This window comes from Streptomyces sp. NBC_00239, from assembly GCF_036194065.1.
Lineage (GTDB): Bacteria > Actinomycetota > Actinomycetes > Streptomycetales > Streptomycetaceae > Streptomyces.
Genome location: NZ_CP108095.1, coordinates 6,068,726 through 6,083,605, shown reverse-complemented (window position 1 = coordinate 6,083,605; position 14,880 = coordinate 6,068,726). Strand labels below are relative to the sequence as shown.

Below are 14,880 nucleotides of genomic sequence, written 5' to 3'. Positions count from 1 at the left end.
GCCCCCGAGCCTCAGCGCAGGAGCCCGGCGGCTCAGCGCAGGAGCCCGGCGGCTCAGGGCAGCAGCCGGGCGGCTCAGGGCAGCAGCCGGGCGAGCGTGTCCCGCGCCCAGGCCTCGTCGTACGGCGCTCCCGTGAGCAGCACCTGGAGGCAGATCCCGTCCATGGCGGCCACCAGCGCCCGGGCGGTGCCGGGGTCGGTGCGGTCCGCGAGCAGCCGTTCCATCGCCTCGTACCACTCGGCGGCCACCGGGCGCAGGGCCGGCCGGCGCAGCGCGGCGAGGTAGAGCTCGTACTCCAGTTCCGCCGCCGGCCGGTCGCCGACGAGCCACTCCCCCAGCAGCCGGGCCAGCACCTCGGCGAGGCCGGCGCCGGGGGCGGCCGCGTGCCGGTAGGCGGCCGCGCGCCGGGTGAAACCCTCGTTCGTCCGCCGCAGCGCCGCGACGAGGAGTTCGTCGAGGGTGGCGAAGTGGTAGGTGGTCGAGCCCAGCGGGACGTCCGCCTCGGCCGCGACCGAGCGGTGGCTCAGCCCCGCGATGCCCTTCGCCCCCACCACCCGGATCGCCGCGTCGATGATCCGGGAGCGGCGCTCGGGGTCGTGGCGGCGGGCGCCGGCCATCAGTGCGCGCCCCCCAGGTTCAGGAGCACGACCCCGCCGATCACCAGGGCGATCCCGGCCAGTTTGGCGGCACTGGCCGCCTCCCCGAGGAAGATCATGCCGATCGCGGCGATGGCGGCGGTGCCGACGCCGGCCCAGATCGCGTAGGCGGTGCCGACCGACATCGACTTCAGGGTCTGGGCGAGCAGGGTGAAGGCGATGACGTAGCCGAGCAGCGTGCCGAGCGACGGCCACAGCCGGGTGAATCCGTCGCTGTACTTCATGGCGGTGGTTCCGGCGACTTCCGCCGCTATGGCGGCGGCGAGGAGCGCGTAGGGCATGTGTACCACCGTACACAACGATGCGTACGACCGTACACAACGGCGCGGGATACGGTGTGCCTTCCATCAGGGGACGGGACTCGGTACGGAGTGCAGATGACGCAGAACACGGGGTGGGGCCCGCAGCCGTGGGGCGGGTGGCTTCCGCCGCTGCCGCCGCAACCGGGGGTCGTGCCGCTGCGGCCGCTCGGCATCGGCGAGATGATCGGCGGCGCCTTCAGCACCATCGGCCGCTACTGGAAGACGCTGTTCGGCATCACCCTGGCCACCCAGGCCCTCGGCATCCTGGTGCTGGCCGTCGGCAGCGGCATCGCGTACGCCGCCGTCCACGAGGACCTCTCGATCCTGCTGGACACCACGTACGGCGACGACCCGTCCGCCGAGCACGCCCGCCGGGTGCTGGCCGCCGCCGTCCCGCTCGGCGCGCTCGCGCTGCTCGTGATGCTGCTGGGCATGGCCGTGGCCGCCACCCTCGCCCCGGCGGTCCTCCAGGAGGCGGTGCTCGGCCGCCCGACGCCGTTCCGCGCGATGTGGCGCCGCACCTGGTCGCGGCTCCCGTCGGTGGTGGGCACGTTCGTCCTCACCGGCCTGATCGTCGGCGCACCGATGGCGGCGGCCGTCGCCCTGGCCGCCGCCACGGCGGCCCTCGCGGCGGGCGCGGGCGGCGGGGAGGACGCGTCCGGGCTCGTCGTGCTGTTCCCGCTGTTCGTCCTGGCGGCCGCCCCGGTGAGCACCTGGCTGGGGGTCCGCCTCAGCCTGGCGCCGGCCGCCTCGGTCTGCGAGGCGCTGGGGCCGGTCACGGCGCTGCGGCGCTCCGCGCACCTGGTCCGGGGCGCCTGGTGGCGCGCGTTCGGCACGTTCCTGCTCGCCGGGCTGGTCGCGGCGATCCTGTCGTACCTGATCCAGCTGCCGTTCGTCTTCGTCGGCTTCCTCGGACTGATCCCGGCCATGCTCGAAGGCTCCGGCGACAGCGCGCCCACCGCCGGGATGATCGGCGGGTTCGTCCTGTACGCGGGCTGCCTGCTGCTGGGCACGGTCGTCAGCCAGGTGTTCCAGATCGGCTTCGTGCAGTTGGTCTCCGGCCTGGTGTACGTGGACCGGCGGCTGCGCCGCGAGGACCTCGCCGGCAGCCTCCTCGCGGCGAACTTCCCGCCCTCGGGCCCGCCCGCACCGCAGGGCCCGCACGGCGTACCGGGACCGCAGGGGCCGTACGGACCGCAGAGCCCGTACGGACCGCCCGGCCGGACGGGTCAGGGAGGACCGGCGGGTCAGCCTGGTCCGTACGGCGCGCCGGGACCCACCGACCGACCGTGAACCAGGCGGCGCGGGACGGACAGCGCACGCCAAAGGCCCCGGGCGGATGCCCGGGGCCCTGGTGTGCACGGGTGTGCCTCGGCCTTTGCAGGCCTGGCCGGCCGTTGCCGGCCGGATCCGCCGGTGTCAGCCGACGTTGAAGCCGAGGGCGCGGAGTTGTTCGCGACCGTCGTCGGTGATCTTGTCCGGGCCCCACGGGGGCATCCAGACCCAGTTGATGCGCAGCTCGCTGACGATGCCGTCGGTGGCCGACTTCGCCTGGTCCTCGATGACGTCCGTCAGCGGGCAGGCCGCCGAGGTCAGGGTCATGTCGAGGGTGGCGATGTTCGCGTCGTCGATGTGGATCCCGTAGATCAGGCCCAGGTTGACGACGTCGATGCCCAGCTCCGGGTCGACCACGTCGTAGAGGGCCTCGCGGACCTCTTCCTCGGTGGCCGGCTTGATGGTCGCCTCCGGCGTTGCGTTCTCGGTCATGCCGTCTTCCTCTCGGCGTCGCCCAGAACCTGGGCGGTCGCGTCCTTCCAGGCCATCCAGCTCAGCAGAGCACACTTCACGCGAGCCGGGTACTTGGAGACGCCGACGAACGCGACCGCGTCCTCCAGCACCTCCTCCATGGCCTCGTCGGGCTCGATCTTGCCCTTCGACTGCATCATCTCCAGGAACACGCCCTGGATCTTCTGCGCCTCGGCCAGGTCCTTGCCGACGAGCAGCTCGTTCAGTACGGACGCGCTGGCCTGGCTGATGGAGCAGCCCTGGCCCTCGTAGGAGACGTCGGTCAGCGTCTCCCCGTCGTACTTCACGCGCAGCGTGATCTCGTCACCGCACGTCGGGTTGACGTGGTGCACCTCGGCGTCGCCGTCGCGCAGACCGCGCCCGTGCGGGTGCTTGTAGTGGTCCAGGATCAGTTCCTGGTACATCGAATCCAGCTTCACAGCGGCCCTCGTCGCCCCTCGTCGTCCTCGTTATCCGAAGAAGTTCCGTACGTGCTCCAGCCCGTCGATCAGTGCGTCGACCTCGGCGGGAGAGGAGTACAGGTAGAACGACGCCCGAGTGGTCGCAGGAATTCCGTACCGCAGGCAGACCGGGCGCGCGCAGTGGTGTCCCACGCGGACCGCGATGCCCTGCTCGTCCAGTACCTGGCCCACGTCGTGCGGGTGGATGTCGCCCAGCGTGAAGGAGATCGCCGCGCCGCGGTCCTCGGCCGTGGTGGGGCCGATGATCCGCAGGTCGGGGACCTCCAGGAGGCGCTTGACGGCGTACTCGGTGATCGCGTGCTCGTGCGCGGCGATCTTGTCCATGCCGATCGCGGTGAGGTAGTCCACGGCCGCGCCGAGGCCGACGGCCTGCGCGATCGGGGGCGTACCCGCCTCGAACTTGTGGGGCGCCGGAGCGTACGTCGAGGCGTGCATCGACACGGTCTCGATCATCTCGCCGCCGCCGAGGAACGGGGGCAGGTCCTCCAGCAGCTCCTGGCGGCCCCAGAGGACGCCGATGCCGGTCGGGCCGCACATCTTGTGGCCGGTGAAGGCCACGAAGTCGGCGCCGAGCGCCTGCACGTCCAGCGGCATGTGCGGAGCGGCCTGCGAGGCGTCGATCAGCACGAGCGCGCCGACGTCCTGGGCGCGCCGGACGATCGCCTCGACCGGGTTGACCGTGCCCATGATGTTGGAGACCAGCGTGAAGGAGACGATCTTCGTCTTCTCCGTGATGACCTCTTCGATGTTGGACAGGTCGAGCCGGCCGTCGTCGGTGAGGCCGAACCACTTCAGCTTCGCGCCGGTGCGCTGCGCGAGCAGCTGCCACGGCACGATGTTGGAGTGGTGCTCCATCTCCGTGATGGCGATCTCGGTCTCGCGGTCGACCCGGTAGGGCTCGTCCGCCCAACCGAGCATGTTCGCGACCAGGTTGAGCGACTCCGAGGCGTTCTTGGTGAAGATCACCTCGTCGCGGCTCGGCGCGTTGATGAAGGCGGCGACCTTGTCGCGGGCGCCCTCGTACAGCGCCGTGGCCTCCTCGGCGAGCACGTGCACGCCGCGGTGGACGTTGGCGTTGTGCTGCTCGTAGTACTCGTTCAGCGCGTCGAGCACCTGGCGCGGCTTCTGCGAGGTCGCCGCGTTGTCCAGATAAACGATCTTCTTCCCGTCGTGGACCACACGATCCAGCAGGGGGAAGTCCTTGCGGATCGCCTCGATGTCGAGGAGGCCGGGCAGCTGTGTCACGCGGTCGCGCCACCCTTCACGTACTTGTCGTAGCCCTCGGCCTCCAGCTGGTCGGCGAGCTCGGCGCCGCCGGACTCGGCGATGCGGCCGTTCGCGAAGACGTGCACGAAGTCGGGCTTGATGTAGCGCAGGATGCGCGTGTAGTGCGTGATCAGCAGGGTGCCGACCTCGCCGGTCTCGCGGACCCGGTTGACGCCCTCGGAGACGATGCGCAGCGCGTCGACGTCGAGGCCGGAGTCGGTCTCGTCGAGGATCGCGATCTTCGGCTTGAGGAGCTCCAGCTGGAGGATCTCGTGGCGCTTCTTCTCACCGCCGGAGAAGCCCTCGTTGACGTTGCGCTCGGCGAAGGCCGGGTCCATCTGGAGACGCTCCATGGTCTCCTTGACCTCCTTCACCCACAGCCGCAGCTTGGGGGCTTCGCCGCGGACGGCCGTGGCCGAGGTCCGCAGGAAGTTGGAGACCGAGACGCCGGGGACCTCGACCGGGTACTGCATGGCGAGGAAGACACCGGCGCGGGCGCGCTCGTCGACGGACATCTCCAGGACGTCCTCGCCGTCGAGGGTCACGGTGCCACCGGTGATGGTGTACTTCGGGTGACCGGCGAGCGAGTACGCCAGGGTGGACTTGCCGGAGCCGTTCGGACCCATGATGGCGTGCGTCTCACCCTGCTTGACGGTGAGGTCGACGCCCTTGAGGATCTCGCGGGCACCGTTTTCGGCCTCGACGGAGACGTGCAGGTCGTGGATTTCAAGCGTAGCCATGGATGCCTCAGGACTCCTGGGTGAGGGAGACGAGCACGTCGTCCCCTTCGATCTTTACGGGGTAAACGGGGACGGGGCGCGTCGCGGGAAGTCCGGACGGCTTGCCGGTGCGCAGGTCGAAGGCGGAGCCGTGGAGCCAGCATTCGATCTGGCAGTCCTCGACCTCGCCCTCCGAGAGCGAGACGTTCGCGTGCGAGCAGATGTCGTGGATCGCGAACACCTCCCCCTCGGTGGAGACGATGGACACCGGCGTACCGTCGAGCTCCACCCGCTTCGGGGTGTCCTCGGTCAGTTCACTCAGCGCACAGGCCTTCACGTACGTCATCAGACGGACGCTTCCAGCTCGGCCTCGATCTTGGAGATCAGGCGGTCCTCGATGTCCTGGACGCCGATCTGCTGAACGAGCTCGGCGAAGAAGCCGCGCACGACCAGGCGGCGGGCCTCGTCGGCCGGGATGCCGCGGGCCTGCAGGTAGAACAGCTGCTCGTCGTCGAAGCGGCCGGTCGCCGAGGCGTGGCCGGCGCCGGCGATCTCGCCGGTCTCGATCTCCAGGTTCGGGACCGAGTCGACCCGCGCGCCGTCCGTGAGGACGAGGTTGCGGTTCATCTCGTACGTGTCGGTGCCCTCGGCGGTCTTCTGGATGAGGACGTCGCCGATCCACACCGCGTGCGCGCCTTCGCCCTGGAGCGCGCCCTTGTAGACCACGTGGGACTTGCAGTGCGGGGCGTCGTGGGTGACCAGGAGGCGGTGCTCCTGGTGCTGCTTGGCGTCGGTGAAGTAGACGCCGAGCAGTTCGGCCTCGCCGCCGGGGCCCGCGTAGCTGACGCGCGGGTGCAGGCGCACCAGGTCGCCGCCGAAGGTGACGACGACGGACTTGAAGCTGGCGTCGCGGCCGACCAGGGCGTTGTGCTGGGAGCAGTGGACGGCGGTGTCGTCCCAGTCCTGCACCGACACGACGGTGACCTTGGCGCCGTCGCCGATGAGGAAGTCCACGTTGGCGGCGCGCACGCCGTCGCCGGTGTGGTCGATCACGATGATCGCCTCGGCGAAGGCCTGCACGTCGAAGACGGTGTGGCCGAAGGTGGTGCCGCCCTCGCCGTGCAGCGAGACGCGCACGGGCTCGGTGAGGACGGTCTCCTTGGGCACGGTGACGACCGTGGCCTTGGCGAACGACGAGAAGGCCTGGGCGGCGATCCGGTCGACGGGCGTGCCGGCCTTGCCGATGCGCTCGTCGCCGCGGTCCACCGACTCGACGGTGACCCCTTCGGGGGCGTCGATCTGGGCCTTCATCGACCCGTTCGCGATGGCGGTGCCGTCGTGCAGCCCGCGCAGCCGCTCCAGCGGAGTGAAGCGCCACTCCTCCTCGCGGCCGTGCGGCACGGGGAAGTCCGCCACGTCGAAGGACGGGGGCGCGCTCATCCGGGTGGCGACGGTGGACTCGGCGGCCACCGCGATCGCGCCGGCGGTGGTCGATCCCGCCGGAATGTTCTGAGCCTCAGCCATGGCTGTCGTGTTGCTCACTCTCTTAAAAAGCACTGCGTACGTCGAAGAATGCCGCGGTGCTGCGGTCGGGTCGGGCGGGTCGGCGTCAGCCGACGGAGCCCTCCATCTGCAGCTCGATCAGCCGGTTGAGCTCCAGCGCGTACTCCATGGGCAGCTCCTTCGCGATCGGCTCCACGAAGCCGCGCACGATCATGGCCATGGCCTCGAACTCGGTGAGGCCGCGGGCCATCAGGTAGAAGAGCTGGTCGTCGGAGACCTTGGAGACGGTCGCCTCGTGGCCCATCGTCACGTCGTCCTCGCGGACGTCCACGTAGGGGTACGTGTCCGAGCGGGAGATGGTGTCGACCAGGAGCGCGTCACAGAGCACGTTGGACTTGGAGCCGTGCGCACCCTCGCCGATCTCGACCAGGCCGCGGTACGAGGTGCGGCCCCCGCCTCGGGCCACCGACTTGGAGACGATGTTCGAGGAGGTGTTCGGCGCCATGTGGACCATCTTGGAGCCGGCGTCCTGGTGCTGGCCCTCGCCCGCGAAGGCGATGGAGAGGGTCTCGCCCTTGGCGTGCTCGCCCATCAGGTAGACGGCCGGGTACTTCATGGTGACCTTGGAACCGATGTTGCCGTCGATCCACTCCATGGTCGCGCCCTCGTACGCCACGGCGCGCTTGGTGACCAGGTTGTAGACGTTGTTCGACCAGTTCTGGATCGTCGTGTAGCGGCAGCGGCCGCCCTTCTTCACGATGATCTCGACCACGGCGCTGTGCAGCGAGTCCGAGGAGTAGATCGGGGCGGTGCAGCCCTCGACGTAGTGGACGTAGGCGTCCTCGTCGACGATGATCAGCGTCCGCTCGAACTGGCCCATGTTCTCCGTGTTGATACGGAAGTAGGCCTGCAGCGGGATGTCGACGTGGACACCCTTCGGGACGTAGATGAACGATCCGCCCGACCACACCGCGGTGTTCAGCGAGGCGAACTTGTTGTCACCGACGGGGATGACCGTGCCGAAGTACTCCTGGAAGAGCTCCGGGTGCTCCTTCAGCGCGGTGTCCGTGTCGAGGAAGATGACGCCCTGCTCCTCCAGGTCCTCGCGGATCTGGTGGTAGACGACCTCGGACTCGTACTGGGCCGCGACACCGGCGACGAGGCGCTGCTTCTCCGCCTCGGGGATGCCGAGCTTGTCGTACGTGTTCTTGATGTCCTCGGGCAGTTCCTCCCACGAAGCGGCCTGCTTCTCGGTGGAGCGCACGAAGTACTTGATGTTGTCGAAGTCGATGCCGGAGAGGTCGGAGCCCCAGGTCGGCATGGGCTTCTTGCCGAACAGGCGCAGACCCTTCAGGCGCAGGTTCAGCATCCACTCGGGCTCGCTCTTCTTCGCCGAGATGTCGCGGACGACGTCCTCGTTGAGCCCGCGCTTGGCGGCGGCGCCGGCCGCGTCGGAGTCGGCCCAGCCGTACTCGTAATTGCCCAGACCCTCGAGTTCGGGGTGAGCAGTCTCCGTGGGGAGAGTCATGCGGGGTTCCTCCCGGCCGTGCTTGCAGATGCTGATGGGTGAGCCTGTGCGGCGCTGCGCGGAATGAACGTGGTGCACACTCCGTCGCCGTGGGCGATCGTGGCCAGACGCTGTACGTGTGTCCCGAGCAGGCGGGAGAAGACCTCGGTCTCCGCCTCGCACAGCTGCGGGAACTGCTCGGCAACGTGGGCGACCGGGCAGTGGTGCTGGCAGAGCTGTTCACCGCTGTGCGGACCGGGCGCGCTTTTCGCGATAGCAGCGTACCCGTCCGCGGTCAACGCCCTGGCCAGTGCCTCGGTGCGGCCCTCGGGGGCGGCCGCGTCGACGGCCTGCCGGTAGGTCTCGGCCGGTACGGCCAGCCGGGCCCTGGCGAAGGCGGCGACGGCCGCCTCCCCCTGTTCGCCACCGCCGGCCGCCTGCGCGATCCAGTGCAGGGCGTCGGTGGCCAGCGAGTCGTAGGACTGGTCGAACGCGTCGCGTCCGCAGTCGGTGAGCGCGAAGACCTTCGCGGGCCGGCCCCGGGTGCGCGCCCCGTAGACGCGCTGCTCGCGGGCGGCGACCACGTCGTCCGCCACGAGGGTGTCGAGGTGGCGTCGTACGGCGGCCTGGGTGAGGCCGAGGCGCTGCGCGAGGTCGGCGACGGTCGAGGGACCGTGGTCCAGGATCGACCGCGCGACCCGGTTGCGGGTTGACCGCTCTCCGGGCGCGAGCTCCCCCTGCGGGGTCTCGATCATCCGTTCGCCGTATTTCACAACGCCATTGTTGCGTAATTAAGCGAGACCCCACAAGCCGTGATGGACGCCACTCCGGGTGGCATCCATCACTAAGGGTTACCTAATCAATCGACGGAGAGTAATTCAGAATCAAGCAATCCGGTTTGGCTTCGGGCCCCCCGCCCAGGTCACCCCGGGCCCGATGCCCCCGGGACCTGCCACCCCCTCGCCCTCCGTAGACTCCCCCGCATGAGCAACGATCCCGCCGTGGAAATCCGCGGACTGGTGAAGCGGTACGGCACCAAGACCGCGGTGGACGGGCTGGACCTCACCGTCCGTGCCGCGGCGGTGACCGCGGTGCTCGGCCCCAACGGCGCGGGCAAGACCACCACGGTGGAGACTGCCGAGGGCTACCGCCGCCCCGACGCGGGCACCGTGCGCGTCCTCGGGCTCGACCCGTTCGCCCAGGCCGAGGCCCTGCGGCCGCGGATCGGCGTGATGCTCCAGTCCGGTGGGGTGTACTCCGGCGCCCGCGCCGTCGAGATGCTCACCCACATGGCGAAGCTGTACGCCCACCCCCTGGAGATCGCCCCGCTCGTCGAGCGCCTCGGCCTCGGCGGCTGCGGGCGCACCCCCTACCGCCGGCTCTCCGGCGGCCAGCAGCAGCGCCTCGCGCTCGCCATGGCCGTCGTGGGCCGCCCCGAGCTGGTCTTCCTCGACGAACCGACGGCCGGCCTGGACCCGCAGGCCCGCCGGGCCACCTGGGAGCTCGTGCGCGAGCTGCGCGCCGACGGGGTCGGCGTGGTCCTCACCACCCACCACATGGACGAGGCCGAGCAGCTGGCCGACGAGGTCGCCGTCATCGACGCGGGCAAGGTCATCGCCCACGGCACCCCGGAGAGCCTGTGCCGCGGCGGCGCCGAGAACACCCTGCGCTTCACCGGCCGCCCCGCCCTCGACCTCGCCTCCCTGCTCAAGGCCCTGCCGCACGGCACCGAGGCCGCCGAGCTCACCCCCGGCAACTACCGGGTCACCGGCAGCGTCGGACCCCAGCTGCTGGCCACCGTCACCTCCTGGTGCGCCCAGCACGGCGTGATGCCCGACCGCCTCTCCGTCGAGCGGCACACCCTGGAGGACGTCTTCCTGGAGCTCACGGGCCGGGAGCTGCGCTCGTGACGCGGACCGCCACGACGCCGAAGGTCACGACGCCGACCGCCGTGACGCCGACCGCCACCGGTAAGGAGCTGCGCGCATGAGCGCCGGTACGTTCACCCCCCGCCCGGGGGCCGCACCCGTGTCCCGCATGGTCGCCGCGCAGACCGCGCTGGAGACCCGGATGCTGCTGCGCAACGGCGAGCAGCTGCTGCTCACCGTGATCATTCCGGCGCTGCTGCTCGTCCTCTTCTCCTCCGTCGACATCATCAGCCTGCCCGGCGGCGAGAGCGGCCCGCAGGAGCGGGTGGACTTCCTCGCCCCCGGCGTGCTGGCGCTGGCCGTGATGTCCACCGCCTTCACCGGGCAGGCCATCGCCACCGGCTTCGACCGCCGCTACGGCGTGCTCAAGCGGCTCGGCGCCTCGCCGCTGCCGCGCTGGGCCCTGATGGCGTCCAAGACGCTGTCCGTGCTGGTCACCGAGGTGCTGCAGATCGCCCTGCTGACGGCGATCGCCTTCGCGCTGGGCTGGTCCCCCCAGGGGAACCCGCTGTCGGTCGCCGCGCTGGTCCTGCTGGGCACCGCCGCCTTCTCCGGGCTCGGCCTGCTGATGGCGGGCACCCTCAAGGCCGAGGTGACGCTGGCCGCCGCCAACCTGGTCTTCCTGCTCCTGCTGGTCGGCGGCGGAGTGATCGTGCCGCTGGAGAAGTTCCCGGACGCGGTCCGCGACGTCCTCGCCCTGCTGCCGATCTCGGCGCTCTCGGACGGGCTGCGCGACGTGCTCCAGCACGGCGCCGCGATGCCGTGGGGCGACCTCGCCGTCCTCGCCGTGTGGGCGGTCCTGGGCCTGGGCGCGGCCGCGAAGCTCTTCCGCTGGGAGTGACCTTCCCGCGAGGATGTACTCGTCCGTAACCTGGCGGCGCCCGCGAGCGGGCGCGCCGGCCGGAAGCGGTGGGCGGGACCGAGGGGAGGGGGCGGCATGACGCAGCGGGAGGCCGCTCTGCGGCTGGACGAGCAGTGGGCCCGGGTCAGGTCGGGGGAGCTGGACGCCGGGCCGGCGGAGCAGGCCCGGATGCTCGACGAACTGATCACGGCGCTGCGCCGGCCGGCCGAACAGGACCCGGAGTGCACCGCCCGGCTCGGACTGCGCCTGGGCGACCTGGCCGCCCGACGGTTCGCCCACGGCGACCGGGCGGGGGCGCTGTCCGCGGTGGACGAGGCGCTGGCCCATGCCCGGCGCGCCGCCCCGCACTCCCCCGAGTACGCCCGCTGGTACGCGCGCGGTCTGATCAACCATGGGGTGTGGCTCGCCTGGCCGCTCAGCGACGAGCGGCGGCTGCCCCGGCACCCGCTGGGCCCGAGCGCCGAGGACGGCCCGGATCCGATGGAGCGCGCGGCGGGCGAGCGGGCCCGGGACCTGACCCGGGCGGCCGTCGAGGTGTGGCTGGGGCTGACCTCCGACGACGGCGTGGACCCGGTCAACCGCCGTGGGCTGGCCCAGGCGAAGGTGTTCCTCGCCGACCGGCTGGCCGAACTGGGGCTGGCCCACGACGCGGTGGCGTGGTCGGTGTCCGCCGAGAACGACTTCCGCTTCCTGCTGGCCGCGCCGGCCGGCCACGGCGGCGGCGCGCCGGACGACGAAGCCCTGGAAGAGGCCCGCGAGGAAGCCGCGGAAGCCCTCGCGCACCTGGCCCGCCAGTTGGAGCTGCGGCTGCGCTACCTGTCCTTCGACAGCCTGGAACGGCTGCGCGCCGACGGCCTGCTGCCGGACCGGCTGCTGCCGCAGGCCGTGCTCGCGGCCCGCATCCAGGGTGCCGGCGCCGAGGAGATCGCGGACCGCCTGCATCTCGATGCGGACACGGTTGCCGGCTTCCTGGCGAGCCGCCCCTGGCGTGCGGTGTGGCGGCTCGACGTCCGCGAGCCGGGCGGGCTGTGGACCGTACAGGGGTATCCGTGGCACAGCTCGGCCGAGGTGACCGACCGTACGGCCGAGGACGTGGGGGCCGGGCTGATAAGGGAGTTCACGGCCTCGCCGGACCATCCGGGGCCGGCCGCGCACTGGCGGGTGCACGTGTGGTGGCACGAGGAGGGCGACCCGGCGGGTTCCCGCTTCCGGCTGATGCACGCGCCCGGCACCGGTGCGGACCGGCCCCCCTCGTGAAAGTTTGCACAAGGCGCGGCCTACGATAGGGCCCGTGTTGAACCCCCTCGCCTTCATCGCCCGGCGCTGGACGCCCACACCCCGGGCGCTCCGGCGTGCCGCGCTCGCCGCACTCGTGATGAGCGTGGCCATCGTCGTCACCGGCGGGGCCGTGCGCCTCACCGGATCCGGTCTGGGCTGCGACACCTGGCCCAAGTGCACCGACGACAGCCTCTTCGCGACGCCCGCTCAGGGCTTCCACGGCGCCATCGAGTTCGGCAACCGGATGCTGACGTACGTGCTGTGCGCGGCCGTCGGGGCGGCGATCATCGCGGCCCGGTCGACCAAGCCGTGGCGCCGGCCGCTGACCCGGCTGGGCTGGGCCCAGTTCTTCATCGTGATGGGCAACGCCGTGCTCGGCGGCATCACCGTCTGGACCGGCCTCAACCCGTACAGCGTGGCGGGCCACTTCCTGCTCGCCACCACGCTCATCACCGTGACCACGGTCACCTGGCAGCGCACCCGCGAGGGTGACGGCGCGCCCCGGCCGCGGGTGCCGCGGCCGGTCCGCAAGCTCTCCTGGGCGCTGCTGGCGACGACGTTCGTGCTCATCGCCGCGGGCACCGTGGTGACGGGCTCGGGTCCGCACGCCGGTGACAGCAGCGACGTCGCGCGGATGCCGTTCGACTGGGAGTCCGTCGCCCACCTGCACGCGATCGCCGCCTGGCTGGTGTGCGCGCTGGCGCTGGCGATGTGGCTGGTGCTGCGGGTGGTGGACGCCCCGGACGACACCCGGGCCCGCGCCCGGGACCTGCTGATCGTGCTGGTGGCGCAGGGCGGCATCGGCTACGTCCAGTTCTTCACGAAGCTGCCGGAGGCGCTGGTCGCCGCGCACATGCTGGGCTCCTGCCTGGTGTGGATCGCGGTGGTCCGGGTCGCCCTGAGCCTGCGGGAGCGCCCGGTGGCCACCGCGGACATCCCGGCGCAGAACGACCCCGAGCTCAGCCGGGTCTAGTCCGTCCGGTCGCCGCGGCCGGCGGGTTCAGCCCGCCAGGCCGTAGACGCGGCGGGCGTTGCCCGCCGCGATCATGGCGGCGACGCGTTCGGCGTCCCGGTGGGACCAGGCGCCGTCGCCGACCCAGCCGCCGAGCACCCGGGCCAGCGCCTCGCGGAACACCCGGGCTCCCACCACGTGGAGTTCGGGCAGTGTGCCGCCGCCGCTGGAGAACAGCAGTTTGCCGAACGGCGCGAGTTCCAGGAGTTCCGCCAGGACCTCGGCGGCGCGCGCCCCGGTGTGCGCGAGCGCCGGGCCGAGGTCGGCGTACACGTGCGGGAAGGCGCCCGCGAGGTGCGCGGCGTGCCGGTGGTACGGGTAGCCGTGCAGCAGCACCAGGTCGGTGCCCAGGCCCGCGGTGGCCCGTACGAAGTCCGTGAGCAGGGTGGGGTCCGTACGGTCGATCCGCTGGTGCGGGTCGCCGGCGCCGGCGTGCAGCTGGAGCGGCAGCCCGGAGGCCACGGCGCTCCACAGCAGGTGCCGCAGGAGGACCGGATCGCGCACCTCGCCGCCCTTGGGCCGGCGGGCCAGCCAGCGTCCGGCGGCGCCCCGCACCTCGCCGGGGCCGGGCGGCTCGGGGGCGAAGGCGAGGGCGCTGCTGGCACCCGCGACCGAGGTGAAGGCGACGGCGCTGTGCGCGGCCGCGTGCACCGCCTCGGCGAGGTTGGCGAGGAAGGACTCGACGGTGCCGGAGGTGTCCGCTACCTGCTCGGCGAGCAGTTCGAGGCGGACGATCTCATGGGCCTCGGCGTCGCCCGCGGCGGCGAGTTCCCCGGGGTCGGTCAGGTCGCCGGGCAGGCCGGTGTCGACCAGGTAGGTGGAGATTCCGGAGCCGCGCAGCAGCCGCCGCCCCGATTCGAGCACGCCGAGCTCCCGGCGCCGGGCCAGGTAGCGGGCCGGCGCGCAGTGCGGTTCGAGGCCGAGCAGCGGCGGGCACCAGCGGCGCACGGCGAAGCCGGTCTGCGTGTCGAAGAAGGTGGTGCCGGCGGCCGCCGGGCCGGTGGCCCGGGCCAGGTGGGCCTCGAAGGTGCCGAGGCCCAGCTCCGTGCGGAGCACTCCGTGGCAGTACTGGTCCACCAGGGACGGCGTGTCGATCATCCGGGCATCCCGTTGTGGACGTCGGGGTCCCCCCGGACGGGGTCCGGGAGGACGTGCTTCCACACGTCCTAACGGGTGACCCCGGTGTCAGGTGTTGCTCGTGCTGTTGCCCGAGCGCTGCCCCCGACGCCGACGGCTGCCGCGGCGGCGCGGCCGGCCGCTGCTACTTGCCGCCGCCGAGCTGGAGGCCGGCCATCCGCTTCCATTCGTACGGGCCGGTCTTCACCTTGGCGGCGAAGTCCCCGTCGAACTCCTCGTGGAGGGTGAGTCCGGCCTTCTGGGCGGCCTGCTGGGCCACCGCGTGGCTGGGGGCGACCAGGTCGCCCCAGCCGCCGTCCTCGCCGACGAGCACGATCCGGGTGCCCATCTGTCCGATGTACGCGAGCTGCCCCTCGGCGCCGCCGTGCTGCTGGGCGAAGGCACCGATCTGCTTGGCCAGTCTGGCCGCGATGCGCTCCTGCTTGGTGTCTGCCATGGACAAC

General features: G+C 71.7%; 17 protein-coding genes. 5 read left to right on the top strand and 12 right to left on the bottom strand.

Features of this window, described 5'->3' with window-relative positions; translation table 11 throughout:
- Positions 1 to 74: 74 nt before the first annotated feature.
- Together OG764_RS26720 and OG764_RS26715 are read right to left on the bottom strand one after the other, a co-directional pair.
- Positions 75 to 617 carry a TetR/AcrR family transcriptional regulator gene (locus OG764_RS26720; RefSeq protein ID WP_328970973.1) on the bottom strand — a complete coding sequence of 181 codons (543 nt, stop codon included), beginning with the start codon at positions 615 to 617 and terminating at the stop codon, positions 75 to 77.
- On the bottom strand, positions 617 to 937 hold the full coding sequence (locus OG764_RS26715; RefSeq protein WP_328970972.1) for a DMT family transporter: 321 nt from the start codon (positions 935 to 937) through the stop codon (positions 617 to 619). The genes OG764_RS26720 and OG764_RS26715 overlap by 1 nt, the downstream gene beginning before the upstream one ends.
- 96 nt (positions 938 to 1,033) lie before the next feature.
- Between OG764_RS26715 and OG764_RS26710 the strand changes: the two genes are divergently transcribed.
- The gene (locus OG764_RS26710) at positions 1,034 to 2,251 is read left to right on the top strand and encodes a hypothetical protein (protein ID WP_328970971.1); all 1,218 of its coding nucleotides are present in this window, start codon (positions 1,034 to 1,036) and stop codon (positions 2,249 to 2,251) included.
- 126 nt (positions 2,252 to 2,377) lie between these two features.
- On the opposite strand, the gene OG764_RS26705 is transcribed toward OG764_RS26710, so the two are convergent.
- The 8 genes from OG764_RS26705 to OG764_RS26670 form a co-directional block, all read right to left on the bottom strand.
- Positions 2,378 to 2,725 carry a metal-sulfur cluster assembly factor gene (locus OG764_RS26705; RefSeq protein ID WP_328970970.1) on the bottom strand — a complete coding sequence of 116 codons (348 nt, stop codon included), beginning with the start codon at positions 2,723 to 2,725 and terminating at the stop codon, positions 2,378 to 2,380.
- The gene (gene sufU, locus OG764_RS26700; protein WP_328970969.1) at positions 2,722 to 3,183 is read right to left on the bottom strand and encodes a Fe-S cluster assembly sulfur transfer protein SufU; all 462 of its coding nucleotides are present in this window, start codon (positions 3,181 to 3,183) and stop codon (positions 2,722 to 2,724) included. Before sufU ends, OG764_RS26705 begins: the two co-directional genes overlap by 4 nt.
- A 30-nt stretch (positions 3,184 to 3,213) precedes the next feature.
- Complete coding sequence (locus OG764_RS26695) at positions 3,214 to 4,470, bottom strand: cysteine desulfurase (protein ID WP_328970968.1); 1,257 nt, start codon at positions 4,468 to 4,470, stop codon at positions 3,214 to 3,216.
- Positions 4,467 to 5,231 carry a Fe-S cluster assembly ATPase SufC gene (sufC, locus tag OG764_RS26690; RefSeq protein WP_328970967.1) on the bottom strand — a complete coding sequence of 255 codons (765 nt, stop codon included), beginning with the start codon at positions 5,229 to 5,231 and terminating at the stop codon, positions 4,467 to 4,469. The genes OG764_RS26695 and sufC overlap by 4 nt, the downstream gene beginning before the upstream one ends.
- A 7-nt stretch (positions 5,232 to 5,238) precedes the next feature.
- Complete coding sequence (locus tag OG764_RS26685; protein WP_328970966.1) at positions 5,239 to 5,556, bottom strand: non-heme iron oxygenase ferredoxin subunit; 318 nt, start codon at positions 5,554 to 5,556, stop codon at positions 5,239 to 5,241.
- Positions 5,556 to 6,734, bottom strand: coding sequence for a Fe-S cluster assembly protein SufD (sufD, locus tag OG764_RS26680; protein ID WP_328970965.1), 1,179 nt, complete (start codon positions 6,732 to 6,734; stop codon positions 5,556 to 5,558). Before sufD ends, OG764_RS26685 begins: the two co-directional genes overlap by 1 nt.
- Positions 6,735 to 6,819: 85 nt before the next feature.
- The gene (gene sufB / locus OG764_RS26675; RefSeq protein WP_328970964.1) at positions 6,820 to 8,241 is read right to left on the bottom strand and encodes a Fe-S cluster assembly protein SufB; all 1,422 of its coding nucleotides are present in this window, start codon (positions 8,239 to 8,241) and stop codon (positions 6,820 to 6,822) included.
- Positions 8,238 to 8,975 (bottom strand): helix-turn-helix transcriptional regulator, encoded by a 738-nt coding sequence (locus OG764_RS26670; protein ID WP_328973182.1) that lies wholly within the window; start codon positions 8,973 to 8,975, stop codon positions 8,238 to 8,240. The genes sufB and OG764_RS26670 overlap by 4 nt, the downstream gene beginning before the upstream one ends.
- A gap of 228 nt (positions 8,976 to 9,203) precedes the next feature.
- On the opposite strand from OG764_RS26670, the gene OG764_RS26665 reads away from it, so the two are divergent.
- From OG764_RS26665 to OG764_RS26650, 4 genes are all read left to right on the top strand, one after another.
- Entirely contained in the window at positions 9,204 to 10,130 is a 927-nt protein-coding gene (locus OG764_RS26665; RefSeq protein ID WP_328970963.1) for an ABC transporter ATP-binding protein, read from the top strand.
- 76 nt (positions 10,131 to 10,206) lie between these two features.
- Complete coding sequence (locus OG764_RS26660) at positions 10,207 to 10,989, top strand: ABC transporter permease (RefSeq protein ID WP_328970962.1); 783 nt, start codon at positions 10,207 to 10,209, stop codon at positions 10,987 to 10,989.
- Positions 10,990 to 11,085: 96 nt separating this feature from the next.
- A complete protein-coding gene (locus tag OG764_RS26655) occupies positions 11,086 to 12,267 on the top strand; it encodes a hypothetical protein (protein ID WP_328970961.1) in 1,182 nt (393 codons plus the stop codon).
- Positions 12,268 to 12,271: 4 nt separating this feature from the next.
- Positions 12,272 to 13,261, top strand: a complete 990-nt coding sequence (locus OG764_RS26650) for a COX15/CtaA family protein (RefSeq protein WP_328970960.1) — start codon at positions 12,272 to 12,274, stop codon at positions 13,259 to 13,261.
- Positions 13,262 to 13,288: 27 nt separating this feature from the next.
- Here the strand turns inward: OG764_RS26650 and OG764_RS26645 are convergent, their stop codons facing one another.
- Entirely contained in the window at positions 13,289 to 14,398 is a 1,110-nt protein-coding gene (locus OG764_RS26645) for an amidohydrolase family protein (RefSeq protein WP_328970959.1), read from the bottom strand.
- A 163-nt stretch (positions 14,399 to 14,561) separates the two neighbouring features.
- On the bottom strand, positions 14,562 to 14,873 hold the full coding sequence (locus OG764_RS26640; RefSeq protein WP_328970958.1) for a hypothetical protein: 312 nt from the start codon (positions 14,871 to 14,873) through the stop codon (positions 14,562 to 14,564).
- Positions 14,874 to 14,880 lie beyond the last annotated feature (7 nt).

Coding starts and splice junctions, on each gene's coding strand:
- OG764_RS26715 (WP_328970972.1), bottom strand. CDS start 937: ATGCCCTACGCGCTCCTCGCCGCCGCCATAGCGGCGGAAGTCGCCGGA.
- OG764_RS26660 (WP_328970962.1), top strand. CDS start 10,207: ATGAGCGCCGGTACGTTCACCCCCCGCCCGGGGGCCGCACCCGTGTCC.
- sufB (WP_328970964.1), bottom strand. CDS start 8,241: ATGACTCTCCCCACGGAGACTGCTCACCCCGAACTCGAGGGTCTGGGC.
- OG764_RS26720 (WP_328970973.1), bottom strand. CDS start 617: ATGGCCGGCGCCCGCCGCCACGACCCCGAGCGCCGCTCCCGGATCATC.
- OG764_RS26665 (WP_328970963.1), top strand. CDS start 9,204: ATGAGCAACGATCCCGCCGTGGAAATCCGCGGACTGGTGAAGCGGTAC.
- sufC (WP_328970967.1), bottom strand. CDS start 5,231: ATGGCTACGCTTGAAATCCACGACCTGCACGTCTCCGTCGAGGCCGAA.
- OG764_RS26685 (WP_328970966.1), bottom strand. CDS start 5,556: ATGACGTACGTGAAGGCCTGTGCGCTGAGTGAACTGACCGAGGACACC.
- OG764_RS26655 (WP_328970961.1), top strand. CDS start 11,086: ATGACGCAGCGGGAGGCCGCTCTGCGGCTGGACGAGCAGTGGGCCCGG.
- OG764_RS26640 (WP_328970958.1), bottom strand. CDS start 14,873: ATGGCAGACACCAAGCAGGAGCGCATCGCGGCCAGACTGGCCAAGCAG.
- OG764_RS26705 (WP_328970970.1), bottom strand. CDS start 2,725: ATGACCGAGAACGCAACGCCGGAGGCGACCATCAAGCCGGCCACCGAG.
- OG764_RS26670 (WP_328973182.1), bottom strand. CDS start 8,975: ATGATCGAGACCCCGCAGGGGGAGCTCGCGCCCGGAGAGCGGTCAACC.
- OG764_RS26710 (WP_328970971.1), top strand. CDS start 1,034: ATGACGCAGAACACGGGGTGGGGCCCGCAGCCGTGGGGCGGGTGGCTT.
- sufD (WP_328970965.1), bottom strand. CDS start 6,734: ATGGCTGAGGCTCAGAACATTCCGGCGGGATCGACCACCGCCGGCGCG.
- OG764_RS26645 (WP_328970959.1), bottom strand. CDS start 14,398: ATGATCGACACGCCGTCCCTGGTGGACCAGTACTGCCACGGAGTGCTC.